Source organism: Ruegeria sp. AF2 (assembly GCF_056542025.1).
Genome location: NZ_JBQFZC010000004.1, coordinates 440312 through 460855 on the forward strand (window position 1 = coordinate 440312; position 20544 = coordinate 460855).

The window sequence follows — 20544 nt, forward strand, 5'->3', positions numbered from 1 at the left end:
CCTGAACTGCCGGGCTTTTACAGCAACGACGTAGGTATTTGGTATATTTCACCCCCCGGGAGTATACCAAATTGGCGAAGTGTAAGCGCGTTCCTGTGTTGAGGTCGGCACTTCAGCAGGCAATTCGTCTCCGAACCGAACGGCATCGTAAATTGTCCACCTCGGTGTGGGAATTTCCAGGACGCGGGCGTAGTAGAAAGCCCGCACAGAAGGATCGAATTCGGGGTCTGCCCAAACAGTGATCAGCTCCGGGGATCCTATCGAATTGGTAAACGTACCCGTTGCAACATCCACAGTATTCCCCACCGCCGGTGGGTTGCCGTCCGCATCAGGTTCGCGGTCTCCCGACCATGCCACGTCATAAACCCGCTCTTCAGTGTCGCCGTTGGCATTTAACCAGCCTTTCACAATCTGAATACGGTCGAGATTGCCGGAAAACGGGTCTTTCAGGGCAGCAACCAGGAATGTAGGGGCGTCCGCGCCTTCTGTAGCGGTTGCGAGGTCCCCACCCATCGGAACGCCTTTTTCATATCCGACGTCGGCGGGCAAACGAGATTTTGCATCAGCTTCAGTAAAGTCCCAGCCACCAAAGAAGCGAACCGCGATGCGACTACCAGTCGTCCCATATACTTCTTTCCTCTCCATGGCATCGAATATCGCTTCGCGCGTGTTATCTTCTGCCCAGACCGCAGCGTAACCTGAGGCTGCCATTTCCCACCCAAGAATCCTTGTCGTATCGAACTCGCCAACGACATGCTGCCAACGGCCAGGTTCCGGTTCGACACCGGAGTGTTTGCCAAAGAAATTGTCTTCTTCCGCCGTTGCCAAAGCCGTATGGCTGTCGGTCGAGCCCACTACTCCGAACTTGTATGGATTGGTGCCGAGTTGAGCCTCTAGTTTAAGACCATTCTTCAAAGCCTCACGCGCGTATTCGTACTGAAGCATCCAGTCTTCTTTGGGTGCCGGACCCAGATTTGACTTATCCCAGGTTTCATAGTCCGCGAACTCATCATTCGGGCTGAGAAACGGGTGGGTTTCTCCATCGCCCTTGATCTGGGTGATCTCATACATCGGCTCCCACTTGGCACGCCGCTCTGCGTAATCTTCTGTCAAAGGTTCACCCGTTTCAGGGTTGGTCTCGACAGGAAACATCAGGCCATTGGAGACGTTACCGTTGTGGGCAAGGGCCAGCACACGGCCGCCGGTCTCTAGTTCATAATTTTCCATCCAGTCCCACAAACGTTCGGGATTAAAAGTTTCTGCGGTTGTGAATGGCAGCATCTGCCGTGCGCGAATGGCATCATCTCGGTAGATCACGTTGCGGTGGAGGTTGTTGCCTCCTTCTGTGGACGTCCATTCGTACCCGATGAACGCAGTGAATGCGCCGGGGTCGTTGTGATGATCCGCAGTTTGCGTGAATTCGTCCCAAACGGATTGTACGAACCTGCGATCTGAAACAGCCTCGGGAAGAGCATCACCGGTTATACCCGCAAAGGTTTCTATGACCTCCATTGTTGCGCCGAGTGCAACATCTCCACCGGCATTAAGACGTTCGTTCCAGTCTCGAAGTGTTGGATCACGCATCAGCGTAGAATTCCCTGCGACGATCTCATTCATGGCGCCCATGGCGTCCGAGTGATCGGATACGACAAGCCAGTCGAGGGGACGCGATAACTGCACCCGAAGGCCGTGCGACGTAGTGACTTCCTCACCGCGTGCAAATCTATAAGCATCGTCGGGGCTCAGAATGACGCCAAATCCCCGCGCATCGAGCGAATTTGACGTGTGCAGGTGAGTGTCACCCCACAGAGGTCGTGTAGGAAAGTTTCGACCTGCATAAGGTGAGAAATCAGCAGGCGCGGGTTCACGCATATCATCAACTGATATGGTCATCTCTCCAACTTGCCCACCTTGAGCGGCCTCTTGAGCATGTGAAGAGCTTGTTATGAATGCTGCGGAAACTATTGCTGTTGATGTCGTCAGAAAAAACTTCATTTGAACCTCCCAGCCGAGCTGAATGCCAGCCCATGGCAACATCTGAGCCGGCTGTTCGTCAAGGAAAACAACTGTTTTTCTTAGTTTTGCACAAGGACCCCGGGGGAAGTTCGACCAAAATCGGATCGCAGCTTCGCCCAATTCTTTAACGCTCAGCCGTTGTGAGAAAATACCGCAACGAGTGGGTGTTCTTGACGACTGGTGGCCTGGATCGTCAGACTTGAACCTGTGATCTTGATTGGAGGCGTTGTTATGAAATGGTTGTCGCGAACATTCCTACTGGCCTTATCCCTTCTATTTGCCACGGGCGCTTCAGCTCAAGATAAACCAAACATCGTATTCATATTTCTAGATAATTTTGGTTGGGGTGAACCCGGGTTCAATGGAGGTGGCATAATCCGAGGTACAGCGACCCCCGAGATGGATGCCCTCGCTGCGGAGGGACTGCGCTCACGAACTTCAACGTGGAAAGCCAGTGCACGCCGTCCCGCGCAGCGACCATGACGGGACGATATGGCATCCGGAGCGGCAACCACACGGTCCCACTAGGCGGCGGTGTCTACGGCCTAACTCAGTGGGAAATCACGATGGCCGAGATGCTAAAGGATGTGGGATACAAAACGGCCATGTACGGCAAGTGGCACCTTGGCTGGACCGAAGGACGATATCCAACGAATCAAGGATTCGACGAATTTTTCGGAGTTGAGACCACTGACGTTACAGTCTGGCGCACGCTTCCGGGATTTGCTGAAGCCAACTTGGAAGAGCCTGTTGTGATGCAGGGTGTTGCAGGTGAGCCAGCAACCATCGCGCGGGACTACGATCTCGACTATCGCGGCGAGATAGACGGCGACCTGACGAAAAAGGCTATCGAGTTTATCAAAGCGAAGAGTGCCGAAGAAGCGCCGTTTTTTATCTATCTTGCCTATACTCAGACTCACTATCCAAATATCGCGTCCGAGGAATTTGATGGCGCCACCGGTAATGGTGTTTGGGCCGATATTCTGCTTCAAACAGATACCTATGTCGGGCGCATCGTGGATGCGATCGAGGCGGCAGGTGTTTCCGACGACACTGTGGTGATATTTACTGCTGACAATGGCCCCGAAGCTCTTCCGGTTGGAAACGCAAATGTCTCGCCCGTGCCAGCGGTACATGGCACCGCCGGGCCCTGGCGTGGCACTCTGTTCACCAGCCTCGAAGGAAGCATGCGCGTGCCTTTTGCGATCAAGTGGCCGGGTAAGATTCCCGCGGGTTCAGCAAGCAACGATGTTGTCCATTCGATGGACCTCTATCCGACACTTGCGGCATTTGCAGGCGGCAAGCTGCCTGATGACAGGGCGTTTGATGGCATCGACCAGTCGAAGTTCTTTCTTGGTGTCCAGCCAAATTCAAACCGAGAAGGCGTGATCGTTTACATGGGCGAGCAAATATTCGGCGTAAAATGGAAGGATTGGAAAGTTCTTTTCAAAGAGAATACGACGGCTTTTGGTGCAACGGAGTCTTTCGACACACCAAGGGTCTACAATCTATTGAACGATCCACACGAGCGCGAAAGTGTACTTTTCCCTTACACGTGGGCGGTCGAAAAGGCGCTTCCGCAGCTGCAAGAGCACATCGCTACCTTCGAGGAATACCCTCCGATTCCACCGGGAACGCCCGATCCCTACGAACCACCCAAAAACTGAACGGCGTCTTTGTCTGCACACTCGCCTTTAGTCGTCATTAGGTCTAACGACCTTTTTTTGCAGTTCGCGACTTGCTGCAAGAGCGAAACCCTAAACGGCGATCAAGGTCCGCTCAGGGCTCTCACCACCAGTCCAAGCGCACCACAGTGAATGGCCGCAGCGAGTCCATACTTTCGACTGCCGCAATCCAACCGAATGGCCGCAAACAGTGCTTCAAGGTGGTGAGCGATACCAGCTCTCAATTCAGAATGTCGGCGATTGCCCCTATCAGGTTCAGCACTTCATGTGTTTCACGGTTTACTTCGTAAACATAATCTCCGGCACGCACGTAATATCCGTTGCGCCGTAGTCCCCAACGGCTGGGATCATCAATGCGGACATACCCATCATAGATGTAATCGCCACGTCGATATTTCTTTGCCTGTCCAGGCGGTACGCACGGGATTGCCTTTTTTGCCAAGCCCGGCGGACAATGTCCGGATTTGGATTTCACATGGATCGGCGAGGTAGCGCCGGTTCCGCTAACGTGCCCCGTGCTAAGGCTCCACAAGCTGACACTGGCGTTCGCAAATGACGCGCCTTGCACGGTCAGTGCCACCGCCAGAATCCCAACAATCTTTTTCATTCCCAGCGCCTTTTTCAGCTTCTTAGCTTAGATATGATCTTGAATGGGCCTTGGCGAGTTCATAAGCGAAGAGTTGCTTTCCGATGCAGCAGTTTGTTCACGAGCTGAAATCATCGGCTGCGATTGTCATCGCAAATTCAACTAAAGCATCAAAACGGGATGTTCTTCCTCCATCTGGTCGCCCGCCTATTCGTTTGTCTTTATTTCGCGAACAACATTAACTGAACGTGAACAATGTATTCTCAGAGTGTTCAAACAGTCTCAGGCATAGTGACGGTGTTGGATCATACGGGACGTTGTTCCGTTTGATCGCTGACAAGGGGAAACGCATGATCAAGTCTGCCTTTGTGACTGAAGAGTCCAGCACAACAGCTGTGATGCAAACCTCCGGCAAAATCGCCGGAGAACGTTTGTCAACCACGACCAAATCGAGCAGTGGTCGCTTCCCTCCTATCGAAAATGCATTAACACAGATCGTCAAAAACAAGCGGCTTTCCGAGGCACATAACAACGTCTGAAGGCAGTTCAGCAGACCCCCACACAATTCCCGGTATTCGTCCTAGATATTGGAATTGAAAACTAAATCCCGCTCCAGTTATGGGGCGGGGTTTCTTTATTATGCCTTTGGGAAAAAGGGCGTAGCCTTTGATATGCAAAAGTATCCGGCCAGCTGCTACCCATCCTGTGAAGCCTTTGGCTGACCCGGGCTTTAGTACTTCCGTGAGTGGTCAGTACTGAGGGTTGATTGACGCAGAGAGCCGTTGTCTTTCGTTACAGACCCAACAGCGCCTTTACCTCATGTTCAACGGCGTCGGTCACGGGCTTGTTTGCGGCGGCTTCCAGGGCTTCCCGTTCGGTCAATTCCTGTTCCTCGACCTGGTCAGCCAGTTCTTGCACCTGTTCAGTCGCTTCTTCGTATTCGACGGCAGCCTGACGTTCATCGTTCAGGTCCTGCGCTGCTTCGATCGAAGAGTCCAAATCAGCGCGGGCTTCATCCAATTGCTCCTCAATCTCTGGGTCTGTTCCCCCTGCGTCTTCCAGCGCTTGTTCGAGATCCTCGACGCGTTCCTGGTTTTCCAGGACTTCACCCAACGCGGCTTCGAGGTCTTCTTCAATCTCAGGAACAGTCCGCTCTGGCGGCTCCAAGCCAGCGAGCTCTTTCAATTGTTCCTCAAGCTCTTCGCGCAAGGGTTCTCCGGCCAACACGGTATCTCGATAATTGGCAATTCGGCCTACGCGGGAATTGGGCGCTGCATTTTCTAATGCAGTTGCGCTGGCGTTGGCGGCATTGAGCGCCCCTAACTCAGACGGGTGGGCACCAAGAAGTGCCGCCATCTTGTTCCCCTTTGCCCTGACCGCTGGGCGAATGGACTCTTCGACAATTACTGTTTTCGAAGGCTTCTTGTACGTCCTGGGCTTTTGTTTGCCTCCGCTGGTGGTCGAGCGTTTTCCAGATGTGGCAACCGTTCTCGACTTGCCTTTGCCGCTAAAGATATCCTTCAAGGAAAAACGACCGCCCTTGCCCAAAGCAGAGCGCGAAGATTTTGTCTTGGATTTCCCGGTATTTCGGCCACCAAAACTTTTGTCGGCACCTTTCTTTCCGCCTTTGTTACCGGCGAAACTGTGGTCACCACGATCTCCGCTGGCAGAGTTACCTTTGCCACCGCTATTGCCTTTTCCGCCGCCGTTGCCTCCACCGTTTCCGTTATCGCCGCCCTTGCCGTTACCGCCGCCGTTACCCTTTCCACCGCCATTGCCTTTGCCCTCCTTTGCATAGGCAACGTCGGGCACGGTGACGGTGGCTATAATGGCTGTTGATCCCAGCAACGCAATTGCCAGTGTCGATGCTTTTAGCAGCCCCAAACTGGTGGTTTTCATATCGACCTCCTCGGTGGAAATCAGCGGGTATCAGTTTTCTGAAACAACTCGCTGTGTTCAATAGTCTCGATTCACGCACGAATCCCCAATGCTCCTTGCCATTTAACTTGAGGGTGCTTGAACACAGGGCTAACTGCTTGTTCATCATCGGTTCATGTCGAAAGACGTAGTCTCTAGCCGCGAAATACGAGGACTTTCATGCGCGCGAAGGTGATCTTGGTGGTTGCAAGCTTGCTTGTTTCTGCGCCCTTTGGGGAAGCGGCTGCCCAGACACGCGAGCTCAAGCAAGGTGAACTGCGCAAAGCGACCCTGACCGGGGACACCATTCGTTTGAAACGGGTTATCAAAGGTGTCGAAAAAGCCTATGGCGGGACTCCAGTCGATGCGCGCGCGTTTCAGGCTGATCAAATTTACTATCGTATTCTAGTCAAAAAGCCCGATGGAAAAATTGTCAGTGTCATTGTGAATGCACAGACCGGTACAGTCGTTTCCAATCGATCCAGTGTTGGGCGTCAAATATCGAAAGCAGCCCGTTCGAACCCCGCCAACGCCAACACCAGCCGCGACACCAACAGCAATCGTGGAGCTTCTGCGAGCCGTGGAAACAACGGCAAAAGCGGTGGCAATAGCAATGCTGGTGGAAACGGCGGTGGCAATGGCAACGGCGGCGGCAACGGCGGCGGCAATGGAGGTGGAAATGGTGGTGGAAACGGAGGAGGTAATAGCGGTGGTAACGGCAGCGGCAATGGTGGCGGAAACAGCGGTGGAAACGGCGGCGGCAACTCTGGCGGGAACGGCAAGGGCAACGGTAATAAATAGGGCTTTAACCAAAGCAGTTGTGACTGTAGTTTTTGAATATGAGAGTACTTCTGGCCGAAGATGAACCGCAGCTATGCGAGCAGATTAAGAAACTTCTTAGCGCAGAAGGCCGCGTGGTAGATGTGGCCAAGAATGGTACTGACGCCCTGCACCTGGGTGCGACCGAACCTTACGACATGATCATCCTCGACATCGGGTTGCCGGAACGCGACGGTATTTCTGTCCTGCGCGAATGGCGCAGCGCGGGCGTTAAGACACCCGTGTTGATCCTCACCGCCCGCGATGGGTGGAGCGAGCGGGTGGATGGTCTTGATGCAGGTGCTGATGACTATATGACCAAGCCATTTCACATGCCCGAGCTTGCCGCTCGTGTACGGGCCATCTTGCGCCGACAAAGCGGTCAGTTGAACCCGGTTATCGAAATGGGGGACGTTATGCTCGATACGCGAAACGGTCGCGTCAGCGTGGGCGGCATTCCTGTCGATCTGACGGCGCAAGAGATCGCAGTTCTGACATACCTTGCCCACAACATCGGACGCATGGTGTCACGTACCGAGTTGTCAGAGCATATCTATGAATATGACGGTGACAGGGATTCGAACACCATTGCCGTCTTCATAACCCGGCTGCGAAAGAAACTGGGCTCTGACCTTATTACAACGGTCAGAGGACGCGGCTATATGATCGATACGGCCTGATGTTATCGCTGCGCCAACGCGCTTTGCTTGGCGGCCTTGCGACAGGCGCGCTTTCTGTCGGCGTCGGAACGTTGATTGTGTTTTCGTACATCAACACACGTGTTCTGGAACAATTCGACCAGACGCTACGTGACCGGCACACCCAACTCGTTGTCGGTTTGAGCGCAACGACGCATAACCCTGAGGCATTGCGCGAACTGATATTCGATCCAGCCTATGGAACGCCGTATTCAGGCAGATACTGGCAGGTTACCGATGGAAACGGGGCTACATTCACATCAGCCTCGCTCTTTGACGAGACAATTTCCGAACCTGTACGTGTGAGCGAAGAGGCAATCGTTTGGAACACCACAGGTCCGGACAGCGAAGCCGTTCGTAGCGCATATCAGAGAATCACATTCGAAGACGGAACCGAGTGGGGCGTAACGGTCGCCGAAAGCAGGCGAGAGCTGATAAGCGAACGCAGAGCCGCGCAAAACAACTTGCTACCGGTTTTTGGATTGGTTGGTTTGATTGGAGTTGCCGGTTCGTTGTTTTTGATGTCAGCAATTATTGGCCCACTCAAAAAACTGCGCGCAGATGTGGTGCATCGCTGGGACAAGGGAGATGACTTGATTCCGGAAGATTACCCAGAAGAGGTTTCGCCGCTTGTTGAGGACCTAAATAAATTGCTGCACAGGAATCGTGAAATTGTGTCTGGTTCTCGGCGACAAGCTGCGGATCTGGCACATGCGCTCAAAACACCGACGGCAATTCTCAGAAATGAACTGGCGACTTTGTCGGACGCGGGTGCAGATATCGAATCTGCAGATGACGCGTTAAATCGAATTGATGCTCAGCTAAAGCGCTCACTCGCGCGTATGCGTGCGTCGAACACCGCAGAACTTACGCATTCACGAACTGACCTTACCAATTCCGTCAACAGGTTATCCAGACTGTTTTCGGTCATGGCAGAACGCGAAGGAAAATCTCTGACGACAGATTGTGAGGATGGGATTCAGGTTCGAATGGATACTCAGGACATCGAAGAGGTGATGGGAAACCTCCTCGACAACGCGCTCAAGTGGTGTCGGACAACAATTCACATCGCCGCAAAGCGTGTAGACGGCGGCATTGAGATTTGCGTTGAGGATGACGGACAAGGTATTCCGAAGGATGCACGTGAGGGAGTAGTTCGATCCGGAGGTCGGTTGGATACCTCTGTCAGCGGCACAGGATTGGGTTTGGCAATCTGTGTTGATCTGATGAACGCTTACGGTGGCAAACTGAAACTGGAGAAATCGGCGGACCTTGGCGGCTTGGCCTGCCGAGTACTTATATCAAGCTAAAGGTGGCCGCATCTGGTTAGAAATAGTCGTTGATCGCAAGCAATCAAAAGGCGGCTTTGTCCGTAGAGCAGACATTGAGTTGAATTCAAACAACGACTGCTTCGTGCCCAATCTCCCAAATGCTGCGCCTTACCCCAAACGCACCGATGCGCCCAGAGCTGACATTGAGCCATAAACGAACGACCCAAACTTGCTTTCCAGTTACCTTTAGATACCCGGCTACGTAGCTCCTAAGAATGGAAATTCGGTGCAAACGCGAAATCGGAGCAGTATCGAACCGAAAAATTTGTGGACATTCGAGTTCTTGTTTGAGTGCGGTTTGCCAGAGTTCATTGTGCTCAAGTCTGACACTGGTAGGTGACTTGTCGGACGGCAGATCCAACGTAAGAGCTTTCACGTATTCTATCAAAAAGGAGATTACGTGCAGGTTGTATGGTTCAAACGCGATCTCCGGGTCGATGATCATGAGGCGCTGGCGCAGGCGTCTCGTATCGGTCCGGTTTTGCTGCTTTATGTGGTTGAGCCCGAGCTTTGGCAGCAACCCGATGCCGCGGCGCGACATTGGGACTTTGTTGCCGAAACACTTGCTGAATTGCGTGGAGATTTAGCGGACTTGGGCCAACTGCTCATCGTACGTATGGGTCGGGTGACACAGGTGCTGTCTGATTTGGCGACCTGCCGACTGATCGAAGCCCTTTGGTCACATGATGAAAAGGGAAATGATTGGACCTATCGGCGGGATCGTGAAGTTAGCGCGTGGTGCAGGCAGAGAGGTAATCCTTGGACCCAGGTTCAGAACCATGGTGTGTTTCGCCCGCTTAAATCCCGCGATGGCTGGGCGGCCCGTTGGACAGAGTTTATGGAGCGGCCCGTGTCTTCGTCAACGCAACTTACCCCTTTAGACATAGAGCTCGGCCCCACGCCGATCCGGTGTGACCTTAACCTGGCGGATGATCCATGCGCCCACCGCCAATTTGCTGGCCGCCGTGCGGGACTTGATTCCTTGGATAGTTATCTGATCAGCCGCGGCAAACGATATCGGCGCGAAGTGTCGAGCCCTATTGAGGGCCCAGTCGCGTACTCGCGCATTTCGCCTTATCTTGCATGGGGTGCGTTTTCGATGCGTGAAGTGAAGCAAGCGACGGATCGACAGCGTCGTTCATTGCCTGCGAATGCCAGAAATTGGCGCAAATCTCTCCGATCATATTCCAGCCGGCTCCATTGGCATTGCCACTTTATTCAAAAGCTTGAGGACGAACCGCGGATGGAGTCGGAGAATTTAAATCCGCTCTACGATGGTCTTCGTGCTCGGGAGCCCCACGCGGATTTACGTTCCACATGGTCAAGGGGGGAAACGGGGTATCCGTTTTTTGATGCCTGCATGCGGTCATTTTCAGCGACTGGGTGGCTGAATTTTCGGATGCGGGCAATGGTGACGGCCACGGCTAGCTATCACCTCTGGCTTGATTGGTGGGCTCGGGGTTTGCATTTGACGCGGATGTTTTCGGATTACGAGCCGGGTATTCATTGTAGCCAAGTGCAGATGCAATCGGGAACCACGGGCATCAATACGGTGCGCACCTACAATCCAGTGAAACAGGGGTGCGATCAGGACCCGCATGAGCAGTTCATTCGAAAATGGGTGCCCGAATTGGCGGCGATCTCTGACCCGTACATCCATGAACCTTGGAGGGCACCGAACGCAGGGCAGATCATAGGCTTTGCCTATCCTGCACGCGTCTTTGATCATATGGCGGCCGTCAAAGCCGCGCGCGAAAGGGTCTGGAGGGTCCGCAGAGGCGATGAATTCCGCGATGGATCCAAAAAGATCATGTCAAAACACACCAGCAGAAAATCCGGTAAAAGAACACTTAAACGCACAGGATCGACAGAGGATCTAGCACAGCTCAGTCTACCACGCGGAGACGCCGAATGAAGATGCGAAAAAAAGCGAATCTACCACAGAAAATCTGCTCAGTCTGTCAGCGTCCGTTTGTTTGGCGCAAGAAATGGGAAAAGGTCTGGGATGAGGTTAAGTACTGCTCAAAAAAATGCAGATCCGCCGCATGACTGAACTGTTCCCGGAACTTATTACTTTACCCGAGACCGTCGATTTCAGCCCGACGCGCGCGGGTGGCCTCAAACGGCTAGAGAAATTCGTGACGCGTGCTGGACAGGACTATGCTCGCACGCGGAGCTACGATTTTGGGACCGAGCGGCGCAACAATGTATCAGTCTTGTCACCATGGCTCCGCCATCGCTTGTTGACCGAAGAGGAGGTGCTTACACGGGTATTGGCGTCGCACAGCCCCGACACTGCTGAGAAGTTTGTGCAAGAAGTTTTTTGGCGGGCTTACTTCAAAGGTTGGCTGGAACAAAGACCAAGCGTCTGGTCACACTATCAACGCGACCTGATGGACGCGCTTAACTCACTTGATAACGACACGTCATTGGCAAGCCGCCATACTGATGCAGTGTCAGGCAATACCGGCATAGACTGCTTTGATCATTGGGCAAAAGAACTCGTGGGCACCGGTTATCTGCATAGCCATGCGCGGATTTGGTTTGCCTCAATCTGGATATTCACCTTGCGTCTGCCTTGGCAGTTGGGCGCTGACTTGTTTTTGCGACATCTGATTGATGGTGATCCGGCGTCGAACACATTGAGCTGGCGATGGGTCGCGGGCTTGCACACGAAAGGCAAGACCTACCTCGCCCGACCTGACAACATCGCCAAATATACCGAAGGCCGATTTCACCCCACTGGGTTGGCCAAGTTCGCAGAACCGCTGACCGAACCGGTAGAACACCCACGTGCTTCTTTTCCAATCCTTCAAATGCAGCCGAAAGAGCCATTTCTATTGCTAGTAAGCGAGGATGACATGACCGGTGCATCCATCATGCCCGTACCGCCCGTTGCGGTGGTGGGACTTTTGGCAACCCACGGTCGCTCCCCTAATCCGGTTGGATTTATCCCGGTGAATTTTGCAAAAGAAGCAATGAACAGCGTTTTGTCAGACCATGAAGTGCGTGCGCAATCTGCCGATGATTGGAGTCTGCCAATAATTGAAGCTGCGCAAAGTGCAGGAGTAAGAAGAATTGCGACTGCTTATGCGCCAATAGGTCCGGTACGGTCCAGGTTAGATCGTGCTGAGCCTATTTTGCGAGAAGCAGGCCTGACGCTGGAACGGTTAATTCGCCCTTACGACGCTGTCTCATGGCCCCACGCGAAGGCGGGATTTTTCGGACTAAAGAAAAAGATACCGAACGTTCTGAGCCAGTTGAATTTTATCGCTGTAACGAAGTGAGATCTCAGTTTGTCAACCGCTGCCCTGCTGCTCCCTAACCAACTGTTTGCCCAACATCCCAGTCTGACTCCCCAGCCGGACAAAGTGGTGCTCTTTGAAGACCCTCTATTCTTTGGCGACCCGATCTATCCCGCCAACATGCACAAGCAAAAGCTTTGGCTGCACCGGTCATCGATGGCCCGATATCGCGACGATCTGATTAGGCAGGGTTTCGACGCGACGATCTGGCCCTATGAACGGGAGGCGGGTTCGTGTTTGCGGTTATTTCAGAACCTGCAAGAACTCGGCGTTGATCAAGTGAACATGGTCGATCCTGTCGATTTTATCGCCGAAAAACGCCTAAGTGCGGCGGCGGGTATTACAAACATCACAATCAACTTACAGCCGTCCCCAGGCTTCTTGAACAAACAAGACTATAACCTGGCTTGGTCGACCGGCAGAAAGCGCTGGTTCATGGCGGAGTTCTACAAAAGCCAACGCCGCCGTTTGAACGTGCTGATGAATGGCGATCAACCGGTGGGCGGTCAGTGGAGCTATGACGAAGACAATCGAAAGAAAGTCCCCAAAGCGCTGCTCAAGAGCCTGCCTTGGATTGATTGGCCGACCCATGATGCAATTGATCAAACGGCAAAAGACAGCGTTCTTGCCGAGTTTCCGGACGCTCTGGGGACACTGGATCGTCTTTATTACCCAACATTCCACAAAGAAGCTGCCAACTGGCTAAATCAGTTTTTGGAACGGCGCTTTGATCGGTTTGGCGATTATGAGGATGCCATTGTCGAAGGCGAAAGCTGGCTTTGGCACGCTGTCCTGACGCCCGCATTGAACATTGGACTTTTGACGCCGAAACAAGTCTTGAATACCACGCTCGCCCATGCCTATCGCAGAAATGTTCCGCTGAATTCGGTGGAAGGGTTCATCCGCCAGATCATCGGATGGCGTGAATTTATGCGGGCGACCTATGATGACCTAGGCGTAAAGATGCGGACCACAAATCACTGGAACCATCGCCGCACTATGCCAGTCGCATTCTACGACGCCAGCACAGGGATCGATCCGCTGGACGACACGATCCGCAGGGTGCTTAAAACCGGGTATTGCCACCACATCGAGCGGCTTATGGTTCTGGGTGGCTTCATGTTCCTTTGCGAGATCGATCCTGACGATGTTTACCGCTGGTTCATGGAGATGTTCGTGGACAGCTATGATTGGGTCATGGTTCCCAACGCCTATGCCATGAGCCAGCACGCTGACGGCGGGCTGATCACAACGAAGCCCTATTTTTCCGGCTCAAACTACATCCGCAAAATGAGCCATTGGGGCAAAGGGCCGTGGGCCGACATATGGGACGGTCTGTATTGGCGCTTCATCCTGAAACACGCGGGCACGCTTGCCAGCAATCCAAGATGGGCAATGATGTGCCGCACGGCTGAGCGCATGTCCTCGGATGTCAAAGACAAGCACGTCACGACCGCCGAAGCCTTTCTGCAGCGGATAACCTGAACATGATCTACCTGGGGCACCATGGACGAGATCGTGATCACATCCAAAGATCAGCTTTGGCACTGGTTGGCAAAGAACAATGCCCAAAACGAAAGCGCCCGATTGATCACCTGGAAAGCAGCACATCCCGATAAATATATCAGCTGCGAAGAGGTATCGGGTGCGCTGGTTGTACATGGGCGGATCGATGGCCGAAGGCTCAAAGTCGACGAAAAAAGGAGGGCACAACTCATCAGCCCGCGCTGGCAGCAAGCTTGGTCCAAAAGCTACAAAGATCGTGCCGCGCGTCTCAGTCATTAAGGCATCATGCACCTATCAGGTGAACCACTGTCATCGGCTGTTCGGATATGCTTGGGCCTTACTTATGGCGGGAACGGCGTTTACCGCAGTTTTCATGCACCAGACACGGTTATGGGGGAGCTACTCTCCCATCCACCTGTTGATTCCGGTTACACTTGTTAGCCTTTTTCTGGCGAGCAAGGCGGCACGTCAGGGAGACATCAACCGTCACAAGGTGCTTATGATATCCCTATTTGCTTTGGCGCTTGTGGTAACTGGCTTGTTCACGCTGTTACCTGGCCGCGTCATGAACACTACACTTTTTGGTGCTGTTCATACCTGAATCGCCGCATCGCCTAGCGCCTGATCAAGACTCGTTGTGACTTGATCCACATCCTCCATAGACAGGCAAAGCGGGGGCACCATGCGTAGGCATTGCTGGAACGGACCGGATTTCGATAAGATAATTCCTTGTGCGCGGCAAGCCTCGAAGACCTCGGACGTCATCGTCTTGTCAGGTGTTTTGCTGTCGCGGTCGATCACGAATTCCAGTGCCAGCATCAGACCGTGGCCTCGAACATCTCCGATGGCCTTATGCTTGGCTTTCAGATCGTTCAGGCGCTCCAACAGCTTTGCACCAACGGTCTTTGCGTTCTCTTGCAAACCCTCATCGCGCATTACCGCAAGGACGGCACGCGCGGCGGCAGCAGAGGTCGGGTTCGCTCCATAGGTGTGGAACATGAACTTCTCGGCCATTGGCTCTGCGATATGTTTCTTGGCCACAACGGCGCCGATAGGAAAGCCATTGCCCAAACCTTTAGCCATAACAATTATATCGGGAACCACGCCGTCCGTCTCAAACCCCCAGAAGTGATCGCCAGTGCGGCCGAAACCGGATTGAACCTCATCCGCGATATAGAGCCCACCTGCTGCGCGTACTCGTTCCGCCGCCCCCGACATGTATCCCGGCGGCATCTGGTGGATACCGCCATAACCTTGCACACTCTCAACCAAAATCCCGGCCACCTGGCCGGATGTAGCGGCATTGATCGTGTGGGTGATCTCATCAAGATAAGGCGCAGTGCCGGGGCCAAAAATGCCGCGATACTGGTTCGGATCAGCGACAAAGGCCACGTTGCCGGGCATGCCCGGGTGCCGCCACCCAGAAATACCCGTGACTGATTGCGCTGCAGCGGTCGGTCCATGATAGGCGGTCCTCAAAGCGAGCAAATCAAGATTGCTGGTGAAGGTCCGCGCCATTGTCATGGCCAGGTCGATGGCCTCAGACCCCGAATTGGTAAGATGCACCACCCAGTCATGACCTTTTGGCATTGTGGCAGCAAGTTCCTCTGCCAAATGCGCAGGCGTCGGGTGATAGAACATGGTCGTACAATGGGTGAGTTCTTGCGCCTGTTCCATCGCTGCGGCGACGACCCGGGGATGCGAATGGCCGACAGAGATGCAGACGTTCATTCCCAGAAGGTCCGTGTATTTCCGCCCGTCCGTATCCCACAAATACTGACCTTGCCCCTTCTGAAATACGATTGGTTCCCGGAACGGTGTGAAACGGGTCAGTGAGGCTGCATAGAACCGATCACGCCGCGCGGCGGTGCTGTCAAAGTTCCAATCGGTATGCAGGGGATGTTCGATCATTTGGCGGCTCCAGCTTTCAAACGGGTATTGTCAGGGTCATATGGAGGACGCGGCAGAATGGTTGCCCGCCTGTGCTGTCCTAGGATGGAAACGGTCAAGTTTTCGCGTGCGGTTGGGTCGCGCAGGTACGCCAGTGCGAGCACCTTGCCGGTGCGATGGCCATAAGCACCGGAGGTGATGATCCCAACCGGGTGCTCCCGATGCCAAAGCGTGTGGGCATAGAACGGATCGACTTCGCCTGCCTCAATCTCCAGCAGAACCATGTCCCATTCTTGACGCAGGGTGTTGCGCAAGTCTTTGCGGACAAAGGGTGTAAGGCCGGCGTCTAGCGGGCTGCGTTCCGTTGTCAGGTCGCTTCCCCAAGCGCGATAGCCCTTTTCCAGCCGCATCGAGTTGGCGGCATAGGCGCCATAAAAGCCAAGGCCATGGGGTTGGGCGGTCTCTTCCAGTTTGGTGAAAAGCGCAACGGCCTGATCGCGCGTAACATGCAGCTCCCACCCGCATTCCCCAAGGTAGGACACGCGCAGGGCTCGCACGGGGATACCAGCGATCTCGGTTGCCTGCGCGGTGAGCCACGGCATGCTGGTGAGTTCGGGCAACACATCGGGTGATTTCGGGCCCATGACACCGATCACGGCCAGATCTTCGCAGCGGTTGGTAACGGTGACCTCGAACGCCGCCGCTGCCTTGATCAACTGATCCAAGTCGATTTCCTCGGCCGCAGCCGCGCAGGTCAGGTAGGCATGATCCTCGGCCAATCTGGTGACGGTGAGCTCCGACAATACCCCGCCTGCTGGTGTTAGCACATGGGTCAGGCCGATGCGCCCCGGTTCTGGCGCGCGGTTGGATCCGTGCGCCTCAAGGAACGCCGCCACATCCGGCCCGGTGACATCGAATTTCGAGAACACCGAAAGATCGGCCATCGCAACGCGGTTGGTGGCGGCATCGACCTCGGCGGCCACTGCATCGAACCAATTGGCGCGGCGGAAGGTTTCAATCGCCTCTGCGCCGGGTGTATCGGTGAACCAGTTTGGCCGTTCCCAGCCATGGGCCGCTCCCATGACCGCGCCCCGTTCGACCATCAGCTCATGCAATTGAGACAGACGCAGGCCACGACCTGCGGGTCGTTCCTCGTGGGGATAGTGGACACCAAATTGTAAGCCGAAACACTCAATGGCTTTGGCCACGCGATAGTCGCGATCTGCCCAGGACCCGAAGCGGCGACTATCCACTGCCAGCGCATCCATAGGCGGCGCGCCATGGGTCATCCAATGCGCGAGGAACCAGCCTGCGCCGCCGCCCTCCATCACACCCATGGACGAGCCGGTCAGCAACCACGCGTTTTGCAACCCATGCGCCGGACCAATCAGCGGGTTGGCGTCGGGGGTAAAGGTGATGGGGCCGTTGATGACCGATTTGATGCCCCCAGTTTCCAGCGCTGGAATGCGTGCCATGGCCGCCTCGATGATATCTTCGACCCGGTCTAGGTCAGGCGGCATCAAGTCCGCACCAAATTCGGGCGGGACGCCATCCACGGACCAGACCTGTGCCTCTTTTTCGTAAGGTCCAAGGATCAGCCCATCGCGTTCTTGCCGGACATACCAGCTTTCTTCGGGGTCGCGGATGATCGGCAGTTCAGGCAGCCCCTGAGTAATCCGGTCTTCCACGACCTGTACAGTATCGGTTACCAGATATTGGTGTAGCACCGGGACAGAGGGGATGTTCAGCCCCATCATTTGGCCGATTTCCCATCCCCAAGTGCCAGCCGCGTTGACTACATGTACCGCCTCAACCGTGCCTTTGGGCGTGTCGAGCAACCAATGGTCGCCATCGCGCCGGATCGCGGTTACTGGGCAGTTGCGCCAGATCTGCGCGCCGACCTGGCGCGCCACCTCGGCCATGGCGTTGGTGGCAAGCGTGGGATCGACGTGGCCGTCATCGGGTTCATAGATTCCGCCCAACAGACCGTCGAGTCTTGCCAGCGGATGCAACTCGGCGATGCGTTCGGGTGTCAGGACTTCCAGCGGATAGCCCGTGAAATCCGACAGGCCTGCGACATGGCGAAACTCATCCATCCGGTCCGGGTTGCGCGTGATCCGCATTGCGCCAGTGGTGTGAAACCCGCAGTCACGGCCCGTCTCCTGTGGCAGAATATCCCGATAGAGTCGCACGGACGTGGCACGCAGTTCCTGAATCGTCGGATTGTGCGCGAAATGGGTACACAGGCCCGCTGCATGCCAGGTTGAGCCATGGGTGAGGTCGTTCTTCTCCACCAGCAGCACATCCGTCCAACCCACTTTGACCAGATGATACATCAGCGAGACGCCCATCGCGCCGCCGCCGATGATGACAACCTGTGCCTTGGTCACGGTGCTCATTGTCCACGCATCCTTTCATTTTTCGGGTCAAAGGGCGGGCGCTGCAACGGGGTGGCAGCATAGTCTTTGCCAGCGACCTTTACCGTGAAACTACGTGCGCAAGTTTGAGCTTTCGCCTCACTTGGGTCGGTGGACACAAGAGCAAAGCAAAGGTTCAGCCCGGTGCGAGGTCCACGCGCGCCGGAGGTTGTGAACCCGACATGTCGACCCTCTTCAAAGATGGGTTCATCGTGCAGAATCAACGCCGAACCTTCGATTTGCATCAGGACAAGACGTTTGCGGGTGCCCTGTTCCTTTTGTTCCTGCAAAGCTGCCTTGCCGGTGAAGTCCTTATTCCAGTCGATGGTAAAGCCAAGCCCCGCTTCCAAAGGTGTGACGGTCGGATCAATGTCATGGCCCCAGTGTTTGAAGCCCTTTTCGATCCGGCAGCCATCAAGCGCATAGTGCCCAAGCGGCGCAGCGCCTGCAGCGATGAGCGCGTCGAAAACGCGCACTGCGACAGCATTGGGAAGGGTTAACTCCCAGCCGTATTCACCGACAAAGCTTACGCGGGTGGCGCGCGCACTTTGGCCTTCGACCTTAAATTCGCACACCTGACCCATTGGCGCATTTGCCCATGCGACCCCGGCATCCAGTTTCTGCAGCACCGGGCCACTGCCTGCGCCCATGACACCAAGTGTGCAAAACTCCTCGGTCACATCCGTCAGCGTCACGCCATCGGCCAGATTGCGTCGCAGGAACGCAAAGTCACGAGCACGGGTCGCGGCACCCGATGTGATATGGAAACGGCTGTCGGCGAGACGAGAGACGGTGATATCCATCTCGATCCCGCCACGGTCGTTCAGGATTTGGGTGTAAACTGCTTTGCCGATAGCGACGTCCATCTGCGCGGTACAAAGCTGGTTCAGCGCGTCAAGAACACGCGGCCCCGTGACGTCTATCTTGGTAAAGGGGCTGAGGTCGATCAGGGCCGTGCCCTTGGCCATAGACGCAGCTTCGTTTTGGGTAATCGGCCACCATCCTTGAGCGCCAATAGAATACGCCTGCGCCTCGCCATACCAAAGCCCTCGCTCCCACCCGGCGGTTTGTCCAAACTGCGCCCCAAGGGCAGCCCATCGATCATGCAGTGCGGACCTAAGCATCCCGCGCCCGGCCTTGGGCTGTTTGTAAGGCCAATGCAGGTTGAAGAGGTCCGCGACGGCCTCTTCCATCCGTGCTTCCAAATGCGCGGGCGTTGCCGTAAGTGGGTCGACCCGGGCGACATCCACCTCCCACATGTTCATTGGCGGTTGGCCATCGACCATCCAATCGGCCAAGGCGCGTCCGATCCCGGCCGAGGACATAACGCCCACCGAGTTCATGCCTGCGCCGACAAACAGACGATCAACGTCAGTTTCCCCGACTAGTGGGCGTGTGTCGGCGGTAAAGCTCTCGGGGCCGTTCATGAAATGCTGCACGCCTAAGTGCTCCAACGCGGGGCAAAGCTCCAAAGCCGCCTCCATAAAAGGGGCAAACTGATCCCAGTCTTCTGCCATCTCAAGGAAAGGTCGGTTGCCTTCTGGCCCGTATGGGTTCCAGCATTTGGCATTGGGTTCAAATCCGCCAATCACCAATTTTCCGGCATCGCCCTTGATATAGATGCCTCGATCCAGATCGCGGATCACTGGGAAAGGGTCGGGCAGATCGGGGAAGGGTTCGGTCACAACGTACATATGCTCAACCGCTTGGAGCGGTAGCGCGACCCCGGCAGTCGCAGCCAGCTCTCGCGACCAGGCTCCTGTCGCGATGACCACCTGGTCCGCTTCCATAGTGGTGCCGTCAGCAAGTGCCACGCCCTTTGCTTTCCTGTTTTCGGTGATCAGTCTTTCGACCTCGACGCCTTCACGGATCGTTACACCGAGGGTCTTGGCGGCACGAGCATAGGCCATACATAGGTCGACCGGGTTCACATTGGCGTCTTCCGGCACATGCAATGCGCCGACATGTTTTGAAAGATCGAGCGCGGGCAGCGGAACATCGCGCGCAGCGATCACCGCTGGCGTTAACCCTTGCGTCGCGCCGAGGTCAGCAATCCGGTGAAATTCGTCCATGCGCGCCGGTTCGCGCGCCAGCCAATAACCCCCGGTGCGTCGATATCCGGTGGACATGCCTGTCTCTTGCTCCAGCGCCGGAAAGACCTCAAGCGCGGCAGAGGCAAGTACCGTCATATTGGGCGTCGCGCGCAAGGGGCCAACAATCCCCGCCGCATGCCAGGAGGTGCCCGACGTCAACTGGTTGCGCTCCAGCAACGTGACATCATCTGCGCCGCGTTTCCCAAGGTGATAGGCTACGCTAAGGCCAATTGCGCCGCCGCCAATGATCAAAATGCGGCTCATGCAAACCCCTGTTGACG

General features: G+C 55.2%; 17 protein-coding genes and 2 pseudogenes. 12 read left to right on the forward strand and 7 right to left on the reverse strand.

All coding sequences use genetic code 11. The features are described 5' to 3' along the window. Positions 1 to 48 precede the first annotated feature (48 nt). The gene (locus ACR0NM_RS15505; RefSeq protein WP_480615514.1) at positions 49 to 1893 is read right to left on the reverse strand and encodes a DUF3604 domain-containing protein; all 1845 of its coding nucleotides are present in this window, start codon (positions 1891 to 1893) and stop codon (positions 49 to 51) included. Between the two features lie 554 nt (positions 1894 to 2447). On the opposite strand from ACR0NM_RS15505, the pseudogene ACR0NM_RS15510 reads away from it, so the two are divergent. After that, positions 2448 to 3683, forward strand: a pseudogene (locus ACR0NM_RS15510) (sulfatase-like hydrolase/transferase); the annotation flags it as partial. Between the two features lie 238 nt (positions 3684 to 3921). On the opposite strand, the gene ACR0NM_RS15515 reads toward ACR0NM_RS15510, so the two are convergent. Continuing rightward, positions 3922 to 4308: an excinuclease ABC subunit A gene (locus ACR0NM_RS15515; RefSeq protein WP_255612012.1), complete on the reverse strand. Its 387-nt coding sequence runs from the start codon at positions 4306 to 4308 to the stop codon at positions 3922 to 3924. 329 nt (positions 4309 to 4637) lie between these two features. Here ACR0NM_RS15515 and ACR0NM_RS15520 point away from each other — a divergent pair, with 329 nt between their 5' ends. After that, the gene (locus ACR0NM_RS15520) at positions 4638 to 4826 is read left to right on the forward strand and encodes a hypothetical protein (RefSeq protein ID WP_170395992.1); all 189 of its coding nucleotides are present in this window, start codon (positions 4638 to 4640) and stop codon (positions 4824 to 4826) included. Positions 4827 to 5079: 253 nt separating this feature from the next. On the opposite strand, the gene ACR0NM_RS15525 is transcribed toward ACR0NM_RS15520, so the two are convergent. After that, positions 5080 to 6186, reverse strand: a complete 1107-nt coding sequence (locus ACR0NM_RS15525; RefSeq protein ID WP_480615516.1) for a hypothetical protein — start codon at positions 6184 to 6186, stop codon at positions 5080 to 5082. A 198-nt stretch (positions 6187 to 6384) separates the two neighbouring features. Between ACR0NM_RS15525 and ACR0NM_RS15530 the strand changes: the two genes are divergently transcribed. From ACR0NM_RS15530 to ACR0NM_RS15540, 3 genes are read left to right on the forward strand one after another with little or no spacing between them, the layout of a single operon-like run. After that, positions 6385 to 7005, forward strand: coding sequence for a PepSY domain-containing protein (locus ACR0NM_RS15530; RefSeq protein ID WP_480615518.1), 621 nt, complete (start codon positions 6385 to 6387; stop codon positions 7003 to 7005). Between the two features lie 38 nt (positions 7006 to 7043). Continuing rightward, positions 7044 to 7703 carry a response regulator transcription factor gene (locus ACR0NM_RS15535; protein ID WP_170395997.1) on the forward strand — a complete coding sequence of 220 codons (660 nt, stop codon included), beginning with the start codon at positions 7044 to 7046 and terminating at the stop codon, positions 7701 to 7703. Continuing rightward, on the forward strand, positions 7703 to 9031 hold the full coding sequence (locus tag ACR0NM_RS15540) for a sensor histidine kinase (RefSeq protein WP_480615520.1): 1329 nt from the start codon (positions 7703 to 7705) through the stop codon (positions 9029 to 9031). Before ACR0NM_RS15535 ends, ACR0NM_RS15540 begins: the two co-directional genes overlap by 1 nt. An 85-nt stretch (positions 9032 to 9116) precedes the next feature. On the opposite strand, the gene ACR0NM_RS15545 is transcribed toward ACR0NM_RS15540, so the two are convergent. Further along, the gene (locus ACR0NM_RS15545; RefSeq protein WP_480615580.1) at positions 9117 to 9593 is read right to left on the reverse strand and encodes a hypothetical protein; all 477 of its coding nucleotides are present in this window, start codon (positions 9591 to 9593) and stop codon (positions 9117 to 9119) included. Here ACR0NM_RS15545 and ACR0NM_RS15550 point away from each other — a divergent pair. The 7 genes and pseudogenes from ACR0NM_RS15550 to ACR0NM_RS15580 all read left to right on the forward strand — a co-directional run. Beyond that, a pseudogene (locus tag ACR0NM_RS15550) lies at positions 9504 to 9788 on the forward strand (deoxyribodipyrimidine photo-lyase); the annotation flags it as partial. The gene ACR0NM_RS15545 and the pseudogene ACR0NM_RS15550 overlap by 90 nt on opposite strands. A 363-nt stretch (positions 9789 to 10151) precedes the next feature. Beyond that, positions 10152 to 10967, forward strand: coding sequence for an FAD-binding domain-containing protein (locus ACR0NM_RS15555; RefSeq protein WP_480615576.1), 816 nt, complete (start codon positions 10152 to 10154; stop codon positions 10965 to 10967). 2 nt (positions 10968 to 10969) lie between these two features. Then, entirely contained in the window at positions 10970 to 11101 is a 132-nt protein-coding gene (locus ACR0NM_RS15560; protein WP_480537249.1) for a DUF2256 domain-containing protein, read from the forward strand. Then, positions 11083 to 12339 carry an FAD-binding domain-containing protein gene (locus ACR0NM_RS15565; protein WP_480615521.1) on the forward strand — a complete coding sequence of 419 codons (1257 nt, stop codon included), beginning with the start codon at positions 11083 to 11085 and terminating at the stop codon, positions 12337 to 12339. The genes ACR0NM_RS15560 and ACR0NM_RS15565 overlap by 19 nt, the downstream gene beginning before the upstream one ends. 9 nt (positions 12340 to 12348) lie before the next feature. After that, entirely contained in the window at positions 12349 to 13842 is a 1494-nt protein-coding gene (locus ACR0NM_RS15570) for a cryptochrome/photolyase family protein (protein WP_480615522.1), read from the forward strand. A 21-nt stretch (positions 13843 to 13863) separates the two neighbouring features. Next, positions 13864 to 14142 (forward strand): YdeI/OmpD-associated family protein, encoded by a 279-nt coding sequence (locus ACR0NM_RS15575; RefSeq protein ID WP_480459925.1) that lies wholly within the window; start codon positions 13864 to 13866, stop codon positions 14140 to 14142. Continuing rightward, on the forward strand, positions 14030 to 14464 hold the full coding sequence (locus ACR0NM_RS15580; RefSeq protein ID WP_480615524.1) for a DUF2306 domain-containing protein: 435 nt from the start codon (positions 14030 to 14032) through the stop codon (positions 14462 to 14464). The genes ACR0NM_RS15575 and ACR0NM_RS15580 overlap by 113 nt, the downstream gene beginning before the upstream one ends. Here the strand turns inward: ACR0NM_RS15580 and ACR0NM_RS15585 are convergent. Genes ACR0NM_RS15585 through ACR0NM_RS15595 form a run of 3 tightly spaced genes read right to left on the reverse strand, consistent with a single transcriptional unit; the run spans position 14455 to position 20527 of the window. Further along, positions 14455 to 15774 (reverse strand): aspartate aminotransferase family protein, encoded by a 1320-nt coding sequence (locus ACR0NM_RS15585; RefSeq protein WP_480615526.1) that lies wholly within the window; start codon positions 15772 to 15774, stop codon positions 14455 to 14457. The two genes, ACR0NM_RS15580 and ACR0NM_RS15585, sit on opposite strands and share 10 nt — an antisense overlap. Next, entirely contained in the window at positions 15771 to 18152 is a 2382-nt protein-coding gene (locus ACR0NM_RS15590; RefSeq protein WP_480615528.1) for a GcvT family protein, read from the reverse strand. The genes ACR0NM_RS15585 and ACR0NM_RS15590 overlap by 4 nt, the downstream gene beginning before the upstream one ends. Then, positions 18149 to 20527, reverse strand: a complete 2379-nt coding sequence (locus tag ACR0NM_RS15595; protein ID WP_480615530.1) for a GcvT family protein — start codon at positions 20525 to 20527, stop codon at positions 18149 to 18151. Before ACR0NM_RS15595 ends, ACR0NM_RS15590 begins: the two co-directional genes overlap by 4 nt. Positions 20528 to 20544: the final 17 nt, after the last annotated feature.

What these genes read in the sequence shown, in the direction of transcription:
- ACR0NM_RS15520 (WP_170395992.1), top strand. Translation starts at nt 4,638, where the DNA reads ATGATCAAGTCTGCCTTTGTGACTGAAGAGTCCAGCACAACAGCTGTG.
- ACR0NM_RS15575 (WP_480459925.1), top strand. Translation starts at nt 13,864, where the DNA reads ATGGACGAGATCGTGATCACATCCAAAGATCAGCTTTGGCACTGGTTG.
- ACR0NM_RS15580 (WP_480615524.1), top strand. Translation starts at nt 14,030, where the DNA reads ATGGCCGAAGGCTCAAAGTCGACGAAAAAAGGAGGGCACAACTCATCA.
- ACR0NM_RS15585 (WP_480615526.1), bottom strand. Translation starts at nt 15,774, where the DNA reads ATGATCGAACATCCCCTGCATACCGATTGGAACTTTGACAGCACCGCC.
- ACR0NM_RS15590 (WP_480615528.1), bottom strand. Translation starts at nt 18,152, where the DNA reads ATGAGCACCGTGACCAAGGCACAGGTTGTCATCATCGGCGGCGGCGCG.
- ACR0NM_RS15560 (WP_480537249.1), top strand. Translation starts at nt 10,970, where the DNA reads ATGCGAAAAAAAGCGAATCTACCACAGAAAATCTGCTCAGTCTGTCAG.
- ACR0NM_RS15555 (WP_480615576.1), top strand. Translation starts at nt 10,152, where the DNA reads ATGCGTGAAGTGAAGCAAGCGACGGATCGACAGCGTCGTTCATTGCCT.
- ACR0NM_RS15565 (WP_480615521.1), top strand. Translation starts at nt 11,083, where the DNA reads ATGCAGATCCGCCGCATGACTGAACTGTTCCCGGAACTTATTACTTTA.
- ACR0NM_RS15515 (WP_255612012.1), bottom strand. Translation starts at nt 4,308, where the DNA reads ATGAAAAAGATTGTTGGGATTCTGGCGGTGGCACTGACCGTGCAAGGC.
- ACR0NM_RS15535 (WP_170395997.1), top strand. Translation starts at nt 7,044, where the DNA reads ATGAGAGTACTTCTGGCCGAAGATGAACCGCAGCTATGCGAGCAGATT.
- ACR0NM_RS15545 (WP_480615580.1), bottom strand. Translation starts at nt 9,593, where the DNA reads ATGTCGCGCCGCGGCATCGGGTTGCTGCCAAAGCTCGGGCTCAACCAC.
- ACR0NM_RS15540 (WP_480615520.1), top strand. Translation starts at nt 7,703, where the DNA reads ATGTTATCGCTGCGCCAACGCGCTTTGCTTGGCGGCCTTGCGACAGGC.
- ACR0NM_RS15525 (WP_480615516.1), bottom strand. Translation starts at nt 6,186, where the DNA reads ATGAAAACCACCAGTTTGGGGCTGCTAAAAGCATCGACACTGGCAATT.
- ACR0NM_RS15505 (WP_480615514.1), bottom strand. Translation starts at nt 1,893, where the DNA reads ATGACCATATCAGTTGATGATATGCGTGAACCCGCGCCTGCTGATTTC.
- ACR0NM_RS15530 (WP_480615518.1), top strand. Translation starts at nt 6,385, where the DNA reads ATGCGCGCGAAGGTGATCTTGGTGGTTGCAAGCTTGCTTGTTTCTGCG.
- ACR0NM_RS15595 (WP_480615530.1), bottom strand. Translation starts at nt 20,527, where the DNA reads ATGAGCCGCATTTTGATCATTGGCGGCGGCGCAATTGGCCTTAGCGTA.